Origin of the sequence: Sutcliffiella rhizosphaerae (assembly GCF_917563925.1) — a bacterium.
Lineage (GTDB): Bacteria > Bacillota > Bacilli > Bacillales > Bacillaceae_I > Sutcliffiella_A > Sutcliffiella_A rhizosphaerae.
This window is the reverse complement of sequence record NZ_CAKJTJ010000007.1, coordinates 170,171-183,783: the sequence shown is the minus strand read 5'-3', so window position 1 is coordinate 183,783 and position 13,613 is coordinate 170,171. Positions and strand designations below refer to the sequence as shown.

Here is a 13,613-nt window from a genome sequence, read left to right as displayed (position 1 = left end):
GCTCAAAAGTCTATATGCAAGATATGAAAGTTTACGTCAACTTTAATTGAACCGCCGTATACCGAACGGTACGTACGGTGGTGTGAGAGGTCGGGGGTTAGTCACCCCCTCCTACTCGATTTATCGAAGAATTTCATGCTTTTATTAAACCTCAACGACATTACTGATATAGCAAAAAGAAATCCACTATTATTTCAACAAAAAAGAACAAATGTTCTGTTTCGTGTTAAAAATTTTTAATGGTGAAAATCTAACCATTCCACTACTCCGAGTGGTTCAAAGCAAATAGTTACTCCATCAATTAGGACAGTATCACCATATTTGTCCTGATAACGTGTTAATGCTAGTTGTAAAAATTCCTCGGTCACACCGATATATTCAGCTAATTCATATTTATTTCTAATCCCCGCTTTATGTGCTTGTACTATTTTGCTCAATGGGAAAAGCTTTTTGTAAGCCCATTGCCTAGCTCGCAACTCTTGTTTTTTGTTTGGAATGGAAGATTGATCTAATATATTCCCGTAACTGGTGTGGTAATGTCCTATTTCTTCTGCCAAAATACAAACCTTTTCTATTTGTGTCGGTAGGTTTTTATTGATATATATGACATTGTCAGCTTGGAGTCCTTTTATATTTTCATGTAATGGCTTTTCGTATACGTAGACGAAATCCTGAGCTTCTTTTAATAACGCTTCATAGTGCATATTATTTCCCCTTCTGTGGATGTTCTTTTCTTTTCGTTCTTACAAAATCTTTGAAACGTTCTATTTCTTCTAACTCTTCCTCTGTCCATTCTTCTCCAACGTGGTGAGCTGCAATTGTAATAGGTTCATCCAAATGCTTGTACTCAGTTCGGCCAAGAAGATAGTCAGTTGATACATTAAAGAAGTCTGCCACCTTTTTAACGTTTTCGACTTTAGGTGAAGAGTTATCCCAGCGACGTATCTGTCCATTAGAAATTCCAATTTTCCTTTCAACTTCTGCAAAAGTTACTTTTTTTTCATCGCAAAGTAATTTTATCTTTCTTATTAAACCCACTAATATCAACCTTTCACGAAGCTTTGAGGAACAAGAATAACTTTTTCGCTATTATTGTATTGACAATTAGCGAAAACGCTAATAAACTTTGTTCATAAGCTATTTATTAGCTAATAAATACAAAAAATACAATTTAAACCATTGGTGGAATGTGTTATTACAGGCTATTTTAGTCTTAATTAGCTATATTTTGATAATAGCATTTAAGCTAATTTAGGTCAATTTATGTTAAGGAAATTAACAGAATTAATAGCTTAAATATTAAAATGGACAAAGTAGTAAACAGTAAAAATACGAAACTACTTCCAAGAGATGATTAAACAGTAAAAAAATTTTATATTTAGAGGAGGCATCTGGTGGAGCTAAGGAGACTAGTAATGCTTCATAAGCTTGCACTACATGGAGTGTATGAAGCAAGGGATGGGAGAATTTTAAGAGATCTTTCCATTAATGAACTAGAAATAGAATTTAATTCTTTTCAGCAGGAAAGAACGGACACAATTAAGTAATGTAATTAAAAGAATAAATCATTGTTGGTGACTTTGATACTTATAGAGAATTATTAGTAAAACAAAATAATTAGGATGGTATCTACTAAACGCTAAATAAAAAAATTATAATATTGGAGGAGTTAGGATGTCTGAATTATCATTATTTCCAGATATAGATGAGAAAAAAGTCTGCGCATTAGTTGTGAAAGAATTGAAAATCTATAAGGCACTTAAAGTTAGGCAACAAAACAAGATGGAGCTTGAAAAGAATGGAGTATCCGAAAACATCTTTCCAAAACTATTGGAAAAGGATAAAGAGAATCAATTAAAAGTCCTTCATATGGAAAGAGCACTTAACAAAAGCTTGGACTCGACAGAACGTCAGATTATAGAAATGAAATACTTATCTCCGGAACGTCAAAATGATATAAATATTTACATGGAACTCGGGTTACAAAAGACTCCTTACTATGAAAAGAAAAAAGCTGCCATATTTCAAATAGCTTCATCATTAGGAATGATTTAATACGAAAAAAGGACAAATTCAAGACAAAAAGGCAGACAAAGTTGCTGCCTTTTTTTTACGGAGATTTTTATAATATTATCTCAGGAAGTAAATATTCCTGGGAGACGCATCCTTTCCCATATCAATGATGTACTCGATTAACTGATGGAGAAATCCTTAGCAGCGTTAGTTTGCATAGGTTGAGGCGGGGTTGGAGTTAAGAGCACTCCTATTTATTTTATTTTGCGATTAGCTTTGAATAAGACTCTCTCATTTTGTGTGTGGGATTCACTCAAGCTAAAAACAAATTAAAAAAGTAAAGGAGGTATATTTAGTTACATGAAATATATTTTGCTTACCTCAAGATAAGCAAAAATAGGGAGGTGATTCTATTGCTGCAAAAGCCATCCTTTATGGAGATATTGGCTGCTGTGCAAAACAAAGTAGAAGTTTACACAGGACTAAGATGTTTTGATGTCGTTCCGAAAGATGCGGTTGCACCATATTATCAGGTTGTTTTTGCTGGGCAATTACCTGAGGATCATACAACGATGTATAAAGAAATGTATACCATTCATCTTCATGCAGTAGAAGAAGGTGCTAGTGAATCAGAACCAAATTTTGAATTGGTTCAAAATGTAAGTAAGGCAATGGCTGAACATATTATGCTTCCAGAGGGTTATGAAATCCTTTCACAAACTCCTATTGGAGCTCAGCCACCTTTCGATGAAACAAATGGTACAACTCGATCAATTATTGGATATAACATATCAGTATTTTATGGATACAAAATGAAAATTTAGGAGGAAAAAAATATGAGTGAAACACTATATCAAAATTTATCAAGTAATTTAAATAAGGCTATTGCTGGAAAGGATATCGTCCTTTCCATCTGGAGCACAGACGGAAATAGTTTACTAGCAGTCGCTGGACAACAAGGATTAACTATTAATCGTGACAAGGATACATTTGAGGTAACTTCAAAGGATTCAAATGGCTGGAAGGAATTTCTGGGAGGATTTAAGGAATGGTCTATTGATAACGATGGGATCTATGTAAGAAGTCATGACTCGCACAAGTTACTGAAAAAAATCTTTGAGGGTGACGACCCAGTTCTTATTAAAGTTACTAACCAAAAGACGGAGACGGATATGTTTGGTGGATTGGCAATTCTTCAAAGCTATCCAATAGAAGCCCCCTACGATGATGCTGTAACGTATACTGCTTCACTTCAAGGAACTGGAGCTTTGGTAGATTTAGAAGATAATTCACAACCGGATAGCTTATAAAGGAGGTAACAACAAATGTTTACAGTAAATAATACAGTCTATACACTAAAATATAATTCAAAAAATATAAAAACGATTGAAACCGTCACAAAAGTTAGTATCCTAGGTCAAATTGCTAAGGGTGATGGATTTATGCCATATAACGTTTTAGAAAACCTTTTTTCATTGGCACTTGTAGAAGAGAAAACAAAAGAAGCAGTTAAACAATCGAAAGCTGTGGAGATGTTTGAAAAGGTTGTGGAAGAAAACGGACTTGCAACCGTAAACGCTGCTATTGTTGAAAAACTGCAACGCGATGTGGGTTTTATGTTCCGTTAGAGCTAGTTGAAAGTAACTTGCCTAACGATCAAGAAGAAACTCCAAATGATTTACGTTTGAAAAAGCTAGCTGAACCTTTTTTAGAAGAAAAGGAGTTAGCTTTTTTTGTTGTTCACATTGGGCTGTCTCCAAAGGATTACAGTCAGCTTACAAACTTAGAAAAGCTCTTTATTAGTAAAGAATATGAGAATAAATTTATAAGTTCCACCACCTGGACAAGAAACGCTGTCTTAAATGGGGTAGCAAATGCAAGGAGAAATAAGGGAAAAAAATTCATAGACCTTTTCCCTAAAAAACAAGCTAAAGCTGACCTAGAATATAACGAGAACGTTATTGAAGCCATTTCACGTATGGAAAATAAAAATGGTAAAGGTTGGGTGGATAGGGTTTATGAGAAGTTAGGATTTAAAGATTTTAAGAAGGGAGGGGAATAAGTGAAAGATTATGTACTGAAAATTAAACTAGTAACTGATAAGAAAGATGTAAATGGTGAATTAAAATCTGTAGGCAAAAATTTTGAAACTCTTGGAAAATCTCTTAGTACTTTAAGTGAAAATTTAAAAAAAATGATTACAGTTCCAGCTCTGGAGGCCGAACCAGCTATTGCAGAACTTAATAATAGTTTTGGAGAAATTAACGATACTGCTACTCAGATGAGTGAAGGGATTGGAGAAGCATTTAACGATTTGCCAAGTATAATGGGTGGTTTTAATACAATATTTGAAGGATTATCTCCTGCAATGCAGGAGATTGTTGTAAATACACTTGTCATAAGTTCAACATTTCTAGGAGAAATTGGTCCTATGATTACAATGGTTGGTTCTTTATTGCAAATTTTTGGGGCATTAGGAAGTTTACTTCCGCTGTTATTAAGTCCTGTCGGATTAATTGTTGCAGCAATAGTAGCGTTGGGTATTGCATTTGGAATAGCAATGGTAAAAAGTCAGACATTTAGAAATGGGGTTTTAGCTCTAGGGGCAAACATAGCATCATTTATATCATCTTTGTCAGCTAACTTTACTCTGGCTTTGGCCGTTGCTACTGCAATTTTTAAAGCTATTAAGCAATATATTAGTAACACTATAACATCCATAGCCCTTAAAGTTGTAACTTTGAGCGGAACAGTTTCTGGGGTATTTAATTCGATTTGGACAATTATTTCTTCAATATTGACTAAAGTTTCGGCTGTTGTTACTTTTATTTTTTCTAATATAAGGCAATTCATTAATAACTCCATAACATCCATTGGGCTTAAAATTACAACATTGAGTGGTACAGTATCTGGAGTATTCAATTCAATTTGGAGTATTGTTTCATCAATAATGAATAGGGTCTCAAATACTATAAGTACCGTGTTTTCTGCAATTACTACTTCATGGACAGGATTAAAAACATTCATTTCAGGAGTTTTTACTGGCATTGGAAATAACATGCAAACGCTAGTAAGTAGAGTAAAAGGATTTGTAAATGGTGTTATTGGAGGCATTAATACAGCTATAGGACTAATTAACAAGATACCTGGTGTTAGTATCAGCAGAATCCCGCAACTACAACGTGGTACAGATAATTGGGCAGGCGGATTTGCACGCATGAATGAGGGCGGAAGGGGAGAACTGGTTCATTTACCTAACGGAAGTCAAGTAATTCCCCATGATGTTTCCATGAGGTATGCAAGGGAAGCTGGGAGGATGAGCTCCAATAATTTTTCTTTTGACAAACAAGATGCTTTTAACAATACGAATAAAAATGAAATCTTTGAGCTCCATGTTTCTATCCCCTTAGATGGTCGTGAGTTAGTTAAAAGAACCATACGATTTACAGCAGAAGAACTTGGAAAGATGAAAGGTTCATCAAGTAAGGGGGTATATGGATGATTACCTTTAACGGTACGTATTTAGGGGATCTTATTAAGGTTACTGAGATTGGGGGAAGAGGACCAATTGGTCAAACCTCTATACGAAAAGATGTGCCAGGTAAGAATGGAACCCATTTCATAAAGACTCAAAATAAAGAACGAGTAATTCCAATCTCCTTCTATATATTGAGTAAATCATTAGAAGAACTAAGAAATAAAGTGGATGAAATAAACTATATTTTAGCTACTCATCAAGAGGTGCCAATTACATTTTCTGACGAACCAGACAAAACCTATTTTGGAAGCTTAGATGGGGATCCGGACTGGGAAGAAATAATAGGGATTGGTAAAGGGCAAATGACTTTCGTCTGCTCAGACTCCAAGAAGATGGGAAAAGAGAGAATATATACTTTGGGAAATCAATTCAATGTTGTAAATAACGGTACAGCAGATGCATATCCGTTGTTTGACATTAATGTGAACACCGCGACAGATAACATAACAATTTCTTGCAATAGTAAATCTGTAAGATTATTAAGGAATTTTTTAGTGGGAGATCTTATCCAGCTTGATTTTAAAAAGCGTAAAGTTTTCTTGAACAATGCTGAAAGTGGAGTCATTCTTGATTGGTCTTCAAAATGGTTTGTTTTTGTGCCCGGGAGTAATACTATAACAATCACTCCGAATAGCGGAATAAATGGTAATCTGATTTTTCATGAGAGATGGCTATAAAATAAATTTAAGAGATTTTAGTTGATAAGAAAGTACAATCGTTAACGGAGAAACTATATAGAAAATATCAAAACTATTAAAAGCATCCTTTATAGGGTGCTTTTATTCTTAAAGGAGGGAGGAGAAAAATGGATTTTCTAATACTATCAGGAAGAACGGAAGAACACTTATGTACGATTTCTAATGAAGCTGATACTGCTATAGTTTTAGAAGCGATACAAAGAGAGGAATTGAATAGAGAACACACTTTTTTATTTCGTATTGATGCATCACATAAAGATGCTGGACACATTGAAAAAGGAAATTTAATTGGCTTTCATGATCGAGATGATGAAAGTTTTTTTCATTTATTTGAAATAATAGACACTGAAGACAAGCATGGTGAGTTTGCAGAGAAAATTGCGGAATGTAAACATATAATCCGAGAATTAAGTGGGGAGCATGTAGAAGACTTTCAGCCTATAAATGTAACAGCAGAATTTGCATTGGGACTTGCACTTGAAGGAACACGGTGGGAAGTCGGGATTGTTGGAGATTTTGGTCTTAACTCCACTAATTTTTTTCGAGAAAACCCGTTGTCTTGTATTGAAAAAATACTAGCTAGATGGGGTGGTGAATTACGATTCCGAGTTCTTTTTGAAGGTAACAGAATTACAGACCGTTTAGTGGATTTATTACCTCGCCGTGGCGGAGAAAAAGGCGGAAGATTAGAGTACGGTCATAATGTAGAAAGTATAGGAAGAAGCGAATCAATTCAGGAAGTAAAAACAGCGTTGCGTGGATATGGCCGTGGAGAAGATACAGGAAACGATACTAGTAGACGAATTGACTTTAAAGGTGTGGAATGGTCAATCAGCCAAGGAGATCCTGTAGATAAACCTCTTGGTCAAGATTGGGTCGGAGATGAAAAAGCAAAAGAAATCTATGGAAAACCAAACGGTGACGGGACATTTCGTCATATATTCGACATATATGAAAATTCAGAAATCGAAGACCCCAGTCAACTATTAAGGGAAACATATGAAATCTTACAACAAACAAAGCAGCCTTTTTTTAACTATCGATTAAACTCTATCATTTTAAAGAATAAATACGAATTAGGTGACACACTCATTGTTATTGATGATGAATTTAGCCCTCCTATTCAGTCACGGTCTCGTATAATCGTATACGAAAGAGATTTGCTTGAAGAAGGAAATGACATTATTGAAGTTGGTAAGTTCTTACCATTGATAACAGATCAAGATGACCGTGTAGAAAAGATAATTGAAAAAGTTAATGATAGGGCGGCAATTTGGGATAACCCACCTGCCACAGAAACAACAGATACAACATTTCCAGACATAGTTCCACCTGTACCAATTGGAATTTCAACTACAGGTCTATTTAAAACAATAAAAATAAACTGGCATTACTTTACTGAGAGTTACATTGCTGCCTATGAAGTATATGCTTCTAAAATGCAAGGATTTGAGCCACAACCAGAGGATTTAATTTTTCGAGGTAAAACAAGTGGGATTTTATTTGAAGCAGGTGAAGTGAACGAACAATGGTATTTCCGTATCCGCACAATAAACACACACGGTACAGCAAGTGATTTTACTGAAGAAATTATCGAGAAAACTATTGCAATAAATGCGGAAAGGGAAATAACACCTTTAACGATTACTAACGAGTTAATTGCAGAAGGTATTAGCGCTGATAAAATAAAAACTGGTATACTCCAAGCTATTGATATTTTTGGTGTAAAGATTGTCGGTTCTTCATTCGTTTCCGAATCAGGGCACTTTTTAATAGACGAGAATGGAATGAGAGTATCTATGATTGAAGATGGTAGGCCATTAGGTTATACCACTTTAGATGCACAAGGTTTATCGGGTTTTTGGGACATGACTGGACAAGGTGGATTTGAAAAAGTATTTTATTTGCATGAAGATGAAACAGTGTCAAAAAAGTTCCGTGCTAAAGAAGAATTTACAATGGGAACAATAAAAATTGTAAAAGTAGAATATGCTGGGAATAAAGGATGGGCTTTTGTCCAAACAGAAGAGGTTGAATAATACTTATTTTAGGAAGGAGGTACTTTATGGCATTAAGTGGTGCTTTTAATAGAAATATAGGATCACATTGGAGAATGAGAGTTGAATGGTCAGCAACTCAGAATATAGCAGCAAACACAAGCACCATAACAATGGAATTATATTGGGAAGGGCTGACACAATATTCCCAGGTATTCTCTAGCTCAACGAATAATGGTTCACAAACTATTGATGGGAATTCTGCAAGTTTTACTGCTTCACCAGCCATAAATGCTAACCAAAAGAAATTGCTAAACAGACGAACAAGGACGATTAACCATAATTCCGATGGTAGTAAATCATTAACTCTATCGGCCTCATTTGCTTTAAATGTTACTTTAGCAGGCACTTATTATGGTAACCAAACGTTCTCTTCAAGTATAACTTTAGATACGATACCAAGAGCAAGTTCTATTTCATCTGCTCCCAACTTGACAGCTGGTGCAAATATGACCATGTCTATTTCACGAGCATCTACAAGTTTTAGGCATGATGTTTGGTTTGATTTACAAAATTCGTCAGGCTCATGGATAAACATTAAATCTTGGACAGGAATTAATACTTCTGTAAGTACTTCTTTTACAACTGCTGACATTATCAATATTTTTAATCAACTGAATGGTAGAACTTCGACACCTAGTAGGATACGAATTCAAACAAAGAGTGGTAACACGAATATTGGAGGAGTGGTTTCAAGAACTGGTACAGTCTCGGCACCAAATAATTCATATGTTTCATCATCAAGAAACTTTAACATTGGTAATAGTGTTCCTATTACTATATCAAGAGCAAATTCTAGCTTTACACATACTGTACGAATTAAATTTGGAAATTCAACAATAGCAACATTGAGTGGGGTAGGGCAAAGTACGACATGGACGCCATCAACTGCACAGATTAATAGTATGCATAATGCTACTCCTAACGCTAACAAAGCAACAGTGACTTTTGAGGTTGACACTTTCTATAGTACAGCACAAGTTAGAGTAATGAGAAGTAATACTGGAACAGCAAGTGTTGTTGATGCTAACCCAGTATTTCCAAATTCAAGAATAGCCTACTATGATAGCAATACAGCAACAGTTTCAATTACAAGTAGTAATCAATATGTCATCCAAAATAAATCAGTTGTTGTTGCTAACATTACTTCTGCTGCAACTCCACAAAAGGGATCAAGTATAAGTAGTTATAGGCTAGCTTTAAATGGTAATACTTGGACAAGAACAGGTATAGGTACACATTCATTAGGGATTTTAACAGCAAACTCAAATGTTACTTTAACTGTTGATGCAATTGATTCAAGAGGCAATTCTACAAGAGCTTCTATCACAGTTCAAGTTCTACCATATTCTACTCCTTCATTAACTACTATATCATCAAGGCTATACGGATTTGAAGATGAAACAACCTTGAGGATAAGGGGAACAATTTCCCCATTAATTGTTGCTAGTCAAAGTAAAAACTTAGTACAAAGTGCTATGTACAGAATTAAGTTAACAACTACAAGCACATGGGGATCATGGACAAGCTTTAGCGGATTAACATTATCGGGTGGGGAATATTCAGTAGATCCAACAATATTAAATCTACCTAAAGAAAATTCATATAACTTAGAGTTTAGAGTAGGTGATGTATTCCAAACAGTTACAATAGCCAGAGTAATTGATGTAGGTATTCCATTTATATTTATGGATTCAGTAAAGAAAGCTTTGGGAGTTAACACGTTTCCAGAGACAGGATATATGATTGATATAGCAGGCAGAGCTCAATTTACTGATTTAATTCACGTTAAAGATTTATCAGGTGGCAAGTCGACATTATCAAGAAATACATCAACAGGGAGAGAAATACTTGAGATAAGAGCAAATACAAGTTTAACAACCGGTTCTGCAATTAATATGTATGGTAATAATGATTCAACTGCTCCTGGTAAAATATATTTTTATACTAATAATTCTGCTAGAATGTCAGTGTCAAGAGAAGGGTATGTAGGCATTGGTACAGTAAATCCAGTAATTAATCTGCATGTTAACGGCGGGGGAGAATTACTTAGATTGGATAACACAACAGCTAATGGAACTGTATTTTTAACATTTCATGCAGGCAATACAAGAAGAGGTTGGGTAGGTTTTGGCAGTACATCTAGTACTATTATGACGATTGCTAATTCAGCAGGCCATATTAATCTGTCAACTGATTCAAATTCTTATGTTGGTGTTAATACAACTTCTCCAACAGAAACTTTCGATGTCAATGGCTCAGCAAGATTTAGGTCTGGTGCAAAAACTGGTAGTTTGCTAAATCCGCATTCAAATATTTTATATATTGGAGCAAGCCAAGAAGTAAGGGCAGTAAGTGCTGGTAATATCAACACCTATCAGAACATTAGAGCGCTAGGATTCCCAACAGGCTCATCCATACTCTACAAACAAAATGTAAAGGAATTTACAAAAGATGCATTGGGAATGATTATGGACATTAAACCACAGATTTATCATTTGAATAATAATATTGATAATGGTATATATGACAAACCAAAAGTAGGATTTATTTCTGAAATGGTCCACCCACTAATGAGAGATGAGGATGGTGTTGATCCTTATTCTATTACATCAATTACTTGGAGAGGAATTCAACAACATAATGAGAAAATTGTTGCTTTAGAGCAAAGGGTAAAAGATTTAGAATTGTTGCTTGAACAAATGGTTTAAGGAGGAAAATGAAAATGATTGAAAACCAGGCAAAGCAAGTTAAAGTAGAGGAAAGTTTTTACATCCAGGAATTAGAGTATGAGTTGGCTATAGCACAAAGAGAATTAAGAACTGCTAGAGCATATATAAAACAAAAGCAAGCTGAGCAGCAGCAGAGTGCTACCAAAGTGGAAGAAAATCAACCAGTAAGACAGGTAGAATAAATAGATTGGGACATTTATTCAAATAAATTAAATAGGGGGGCAATTGATTGGAGGAGGCAAAGGTGGATATCTGGAAAGAATCAATAAAAAAAGATATCAATAATCTTAAAAAATGTAACGAAGTATTCAAAAATGATATTAGGCGATTACAAGATAAACAGTTACTTCATGATAGAGATATCGGAGAAATGCGGAAAGATCTTACAGAAATCAAAGATGATATAAAATGGCTACGGCGTTCGATAACCAATGCATTTATTGTAGGGATTATCGGTGGGGCAGTGGCTATTTTTTATGCCATTTTACAACAATAAAGGAGTAACAAAATGATTAACTGGAAAGTGCGTTTTTCTAACAGGCTGTGGGTGATTTCTTTCATCGCACAGCTATTTATTTTAATAGAGGTAATGTTGGTAGGGGCATATGCCATAGGATTGACAGACTTTCAATTAACTGAGGAAATCAAAGGTTGGGGATTTGCAGTAGTAAATGCATTGTTTGGAGTGTTTGCTACATTGGGAGTGGTTCAGGATCCCACTACAGTCAATTTAAGTGATAGTGAGCAAGCAAAACTATATAAGTTACCAAGATCAAGTTTATAAGCCGCCCTACAAGGTGGCTTTTTCTTTTGGGGAGGTGTGGAAAATGTAAATTATTAGGTCTAACGAACAAGCATTGTATCAAAAGTGTCATAAAAAATAATATGAGGTGATAAATCATGGTAAAAATATTTATTGATCCAGGTCATGGTGGAACAGATCCAGGAGCAGTTGGGAATGGTTTACAAGAAAAGAATGTTAATTTACAGATCGCAACACGTGTTAGAGATATGCTTGTCAATGAGTATAACGATGTATCTATATTAATGAGCCGAACAGGAGATCAAACTGTTTCACTGACCCAGCGTACAAATGCGGCAAATTCATGGAGAGCTGATTTCTTACTTTCCATCCATATTAATGCAGGAGGGGGGACTGGTTATGAAGATTTTATTTATCCGGGAGTAGGTGCTCCAACAACCACTTATCAGAATCTTATTCATGAAGAGATTATGAAGCTTGTAAACTTCAGAGATCGTGGAAAGAAGACGGCTAACTTTCATATGCTACGGGAATCTGCTATGCCAGCATTATTAACTGAAAATGGTTTTATTGATAATGCAGATGATGCAGCGAAGCTAAAATCGGCTTCTTTCATTGAGAGCATTGCTCGTGGCCATGTAAATGGGATTGTACGAAGCTTTGGGTTAACACGGAAAACAACTGCCATCTATCACACTGTTGTACAAGGAGATACTGTCTATTCCTTGAGTCAGCAATATGGGAGCACAATTCAACAGATTAGAGACTGGAACAATCTTGATAGCAACTATACAATTTTTGTGGGACAAGTGTTACGTGTCAGATAGAGAAACTATATATCATAAAAAAGCTGTCAGTTATGACGGCTTTTTATGATATATCTCCTTATGACCACTTTAAGAGATTAAATAATTGCCATCCTATTTAATAATAACTACTGTTAACACCGCTAATATTCTTCGAGTTTGTTAATCTTTCAACTTTCAAACTAGCAAAATTCGACTCTTTCATCAAATTTTATTCAATTCGTTTATTTAGTCTATTTGTCTTCATCATGAACTTAATTAAAAAACTCTTCGTTGGCATCATATTCGTCGGATAAATCTCATTAACCATAGTTATGCGAGCCCCTCTTAAATGTCCGGGTGGAATCCCCAGATTCCATTGACAAGAGTTTGGCAAGTCTATCGAAGCATCCATTCCTATACAAGGGATGTCGCCATCACCATGATTGGTGAAGGAAAAACGACAGTCTGTGGATTTGCAGGGGAAGCGGTAATAAAAAATGGAAAAATGGTGGAACGATTAACGGAAGACGAAACGTTGCTTTACAATATATTTAATAAAGAAAGCTCGCACGGAAAAATTGAAGTATTAAATAATGCTACTGTTATGATCCTTAATAATTCCATGAATTATAATAGCCGCATGGAAAATGACATCCCGTTATTTGAAACGGTTATTGACCTTCAATTCGTTTTGTTAGAAACAAGAGGAGACCCCTCCAAAAAGATTATTAAAGAAAATCTTGAAGTGCTTTTAACAGAAAGGTAAGATAACATGTTTTCTAAACTTCAAGAAAGTGGAGCAGATATTTTAGGTTTAGGTCAATATTTTAGAAAAAGACTATCTAGACAAGAATGGAGAAAATGGCGTACAGATTTCTATCCTATACTCAAATATAAACAACAAGTCGTTGTTCATATTCAAAATGAAGGAAATCTGAAAATGATGGAGAATTGATCTGCGTAAGTTGAATAAATAACTATCTCTAATGGAAAATCTATTCCTTTTTTCATTAGAGATAGTATT

Annotated in this window: 16 protein-coding genes and 1 pseudogene; 15 read left to right on the top strand and 2 right to left on the bottom strand. The window is 35.0% G+C overall.

Annotated features, from left to right (window positions below):
- Window positions 1-236 precede the first annotated feature (236 nt).
- Together LRP81_RS09315 and LRP81_RS09310 are read right to left on the bottom strand one after the other, a co-directional pair.
- Entirely contained in the window at window positions 237-704 is a 468-nt protein-coding gene (locus LRP81_RS09315; protein WP_230500990.1) for an ImmA/IrrE family metallo-endopeptidase, read from the bottom strand.
- Between the two features lies 1 nt (window position 705).
- Complete coding sequence (locus LRP81_RS09310; protein ID WP_230500989.1) at window positions 706-1,038, bottom strand: helix-turn-helix domain-containing protein; 333 nt, start codon at window positions 1,036-1,038, stop codon at window positions 706-708.
- Between the two features lie 356 nt (window positions 1,039-1,394).
- Between LRP81_RS09310 and LRP81_RS09305 the strand changes: the two genes are divergently transcribed.
- The 15 genes and pseudogenes from LRP81_RS09305 to LRP81_RS09235 all read left to right on the top strand — a co-directional run bounded on the left by LRP81_RS09305 (window position 1,395) and on the right by LRP81_RS09235 (window position 13,544).
- Window positions 1,395-1,547, top strand: a complete 153-nt coding sequence (locus LRP81_RS09305) for a hypothetical protein (RefSeq protein ID WP_230500988.1) — start codon at window positions 1,395-1,397, stop codon at window positions 1,545-1,547.
- Between the two features lie 127 nt (window positions 1,548-1,674).
- The gene (locus tag LRP81_RS09300) at window positions 1,675-2,055 is read left to right on the top strand and encodes an ArpU family phage packaging/lysis transcriptional regulator (RefSeq protein WP_230500987.1); all 381 of its coding nucleotides are present in this window, start codon (window positions 1,675-1,677) and stop codon (window positions 2,053-2,055) included.
- 371 nt (window positions 2,056-2,426) lie between these two features.
- Window positions 2,427-2,837 carry a DUF5072 family protein gene (locus LRP81_RS09295; protein WP_230500986.1) on the top strand — a complete coding sequence of 137 codons (411 nt, stop codon included), beginning with the start codon at window positions 2,427-2,429 and terminating at the stop codon, window positions 2,835-2,837.
- Between the two features lie 12 nt (window positions 2,838-2,849).
- Window positions 2,850-3,323 carry a phage major tail protein, TP901-1 family gene (locus LRP81_RS09290; protein WP_230500985.1) on the top strand — a complete coding sequence of 158 codons (474 nt, stop codon included), beginning with the start codon at window positions 2,850-2,852 and terminating at the stop codon, window positions 3,321-3,323.
- 15 nt (window positions 3,324-3,338) lie between these two features.
- The gene (locus LRP81_RS09285; protein ID WP_230500984.1) at window positions 3,339-3,641 is read left to right on the top strand and encodes a segregation and condensation protein B; all 303 of its coding nucleotides are present in this window, start codon (window positions 3,339-3,341) and stop codon (window positions 3,639-3,641) included.
- A gap of 17 nt (window positions 3,642-3,658) precedes the next feature.
- Entirely contained in the window at window positions 3,659-4,075 is a 417-nt protein-coding gene (locus tag LRP81_RS09280; protein ID WP_230500983.1) for a phenylalanine racemase, read from the top strand.
- Window positions 4,076-5,515 carry a phage tail protein gene (locus LRP81_RS09275; protein WP_230500982.1) on the top strand — a complete coding sequence of 480 codons (1,440 nt, stop codon included), beginning with the start codon at window positions 4,076-4,078 and terminating at the stop codon, window positions 5,513-5,515.
- On the top strand, window positions 5,512-6,228 hold the full coding sequence (locus tag LRP81_RS09270; RefSeq protein WP_230500981.1) for a distal tail protein Dit: 717 nt from the start codon (window positions 5,512-5,514) through the stop codon (window positions 6,226-6,228). Before LRP81_RS09275 ends, LRP81_RS09270 begins: the two co-directional genes overlap by 4 nt.
- Before the next feature lie 128 nt (window positions 6,229-6,356).
- On the top strand, window positions 6,357-8,288 hold the full coding sequence (locus LRP81_RS09265) for a phage tail spike protein (protein ID WP_230500980.1): 1,932 nt from the start codon (window positions 6,357-6,359) through the stop codon (window positions 8,286-8,288).
- Between the two features lie 26 nt (window positions 8,289-8,314).
- Complete coding sequence (locus LRP81_RS09260; protein ID WP_230500979.1) at window positions 8,315-11,017, top strand: DUF859 family phage minor structural protein; 2,703 nt, start codon at window positions 8,315-8,317, stop codon at window positions 11,015-11,017.
- Window positions 11,018-11,031: 14 nt separating this feature from the next.
- Entirely contained in the window at window positions 11,032-11,220 is a 189-nt protein-coding gene (locus LRP81_RS09255; RefSeq protein ID WP_230500978.1) for a hypothetical protein, read from the top strand.
- Between the two features lie 47 nt (window positions 11,221-11,267).
- Window positions 11,268-11,534 (top strand): hemolysin XhlA family protein, encoded by a 267-nt coding sequence (locus tag LRP81_RS09250; protein ID WP_230500977.1) that lies wholly within the window; start codon window positions 11,268-11,270, stop codon window positions 11,532-11,534.
- Between the two features lie 12 nt (window positions 11,535-11,546).
- Window positions 11,547-11,822, top strand: a complete 276-nt coding sequence (locus LRP81_RS09245) for a phage holin (RefSeq protein ID WP_230500976.1) — start codon at window positions 11,547-11,549, stop codon at window positions 11,820-11,822.
- Between the two features lie 116 nt (window positions 11,823-11,938).
- Entirely contained in the window at window positions 11,939-12,628 is a 690-nt protein-coding gene (locus tag LRP81_RS09240; RefSeq protein ID WP_230500975.1) for an N-acetylmuramoyl-L-alanine amidase family protein, read from the top strand.
- A 310-nt stretch (window positions 12,629-12,938) separates the two neighbouring features.
- A pseudogene (locus LRP81_RS09235) lies at window positions 12,939-13,544 on the top strand (Ger(x)C family spore germination C-terminal domain-containing protein).
- Window positions 13,545-13,613: the final 69 nt, after the last annotated feature.

Bases quoted from the DNA above. Each gene is read 5' to 3' on its own strand.
- LRP81_RS09315 (WP_230500990.1), bottom strand. From the start codon at position 704: ATGCACTATGAAGCGTTATTAAAAGAAGCTCAGGATTTCGTCTACGTA.
- LRP81_RS09300 (WP_230500987.1), top strand. From the start codon at position 1,675: ATGTCTGAATTATCATTATTTCCAGATATAGATGAGAAAAAAGTCTGC.
- LRP81_RS09290 (WP_230500985.1), top strand. From the start codon at position 2,850: ATGAGTGAAACACTATATCAAAATTTATCAAGTAATTTAAATAAGGCT.
- LRP81_RS09285 (WP_230500984.1), top strand. From the start codon at position 3,339: ATGTTTACAGTAAATAATACAGTCTATACACTAAAATATAATTCAAAA.
- LRP81_RS09270 (WP_230500981.1), top strand. From the start codon at position 5,512: ATGATTACCTTTAACGGTACGTATTTAGGGGATCTTATTAAGGTTACT.
- LRP81_RS09265 (WP_230500980.1), top strand. From the start codon at position 6,357: ATGGATTTTCTAATACTATCAGGAAGAACGGAAGAACACTTATGTACG.
- LRP81_RS09260 (WP_230500979.1), top strand. From the start codon at position 8,315: ATGGCATTAAGTGGTGCTTTTAATAGAAATATAGGATCACATTGGAGA.
- LRP81_RS09255 (WP_230500978.1), top strand. From the start codon at position 11,032: ATGATTGAAAACCAGGCAAAGCAAGTTAAAGTAGAGGAAAGTTTTTAC.
- LRP81_RS09245 (WP_230500976.1), top strand. From the start codon at position 11,547: ATGATTAACTGGAAAGTGCGTTTTTCTAACAGGCTGTGGGTGATTTCT.
- LRP81_RS09240 (WP_230500975.1), top strand. From the start codon at position 11,939: ATGGTAAAAATATTTATTGATCCAGGTCATGGTGGAACAGATCCAGGA.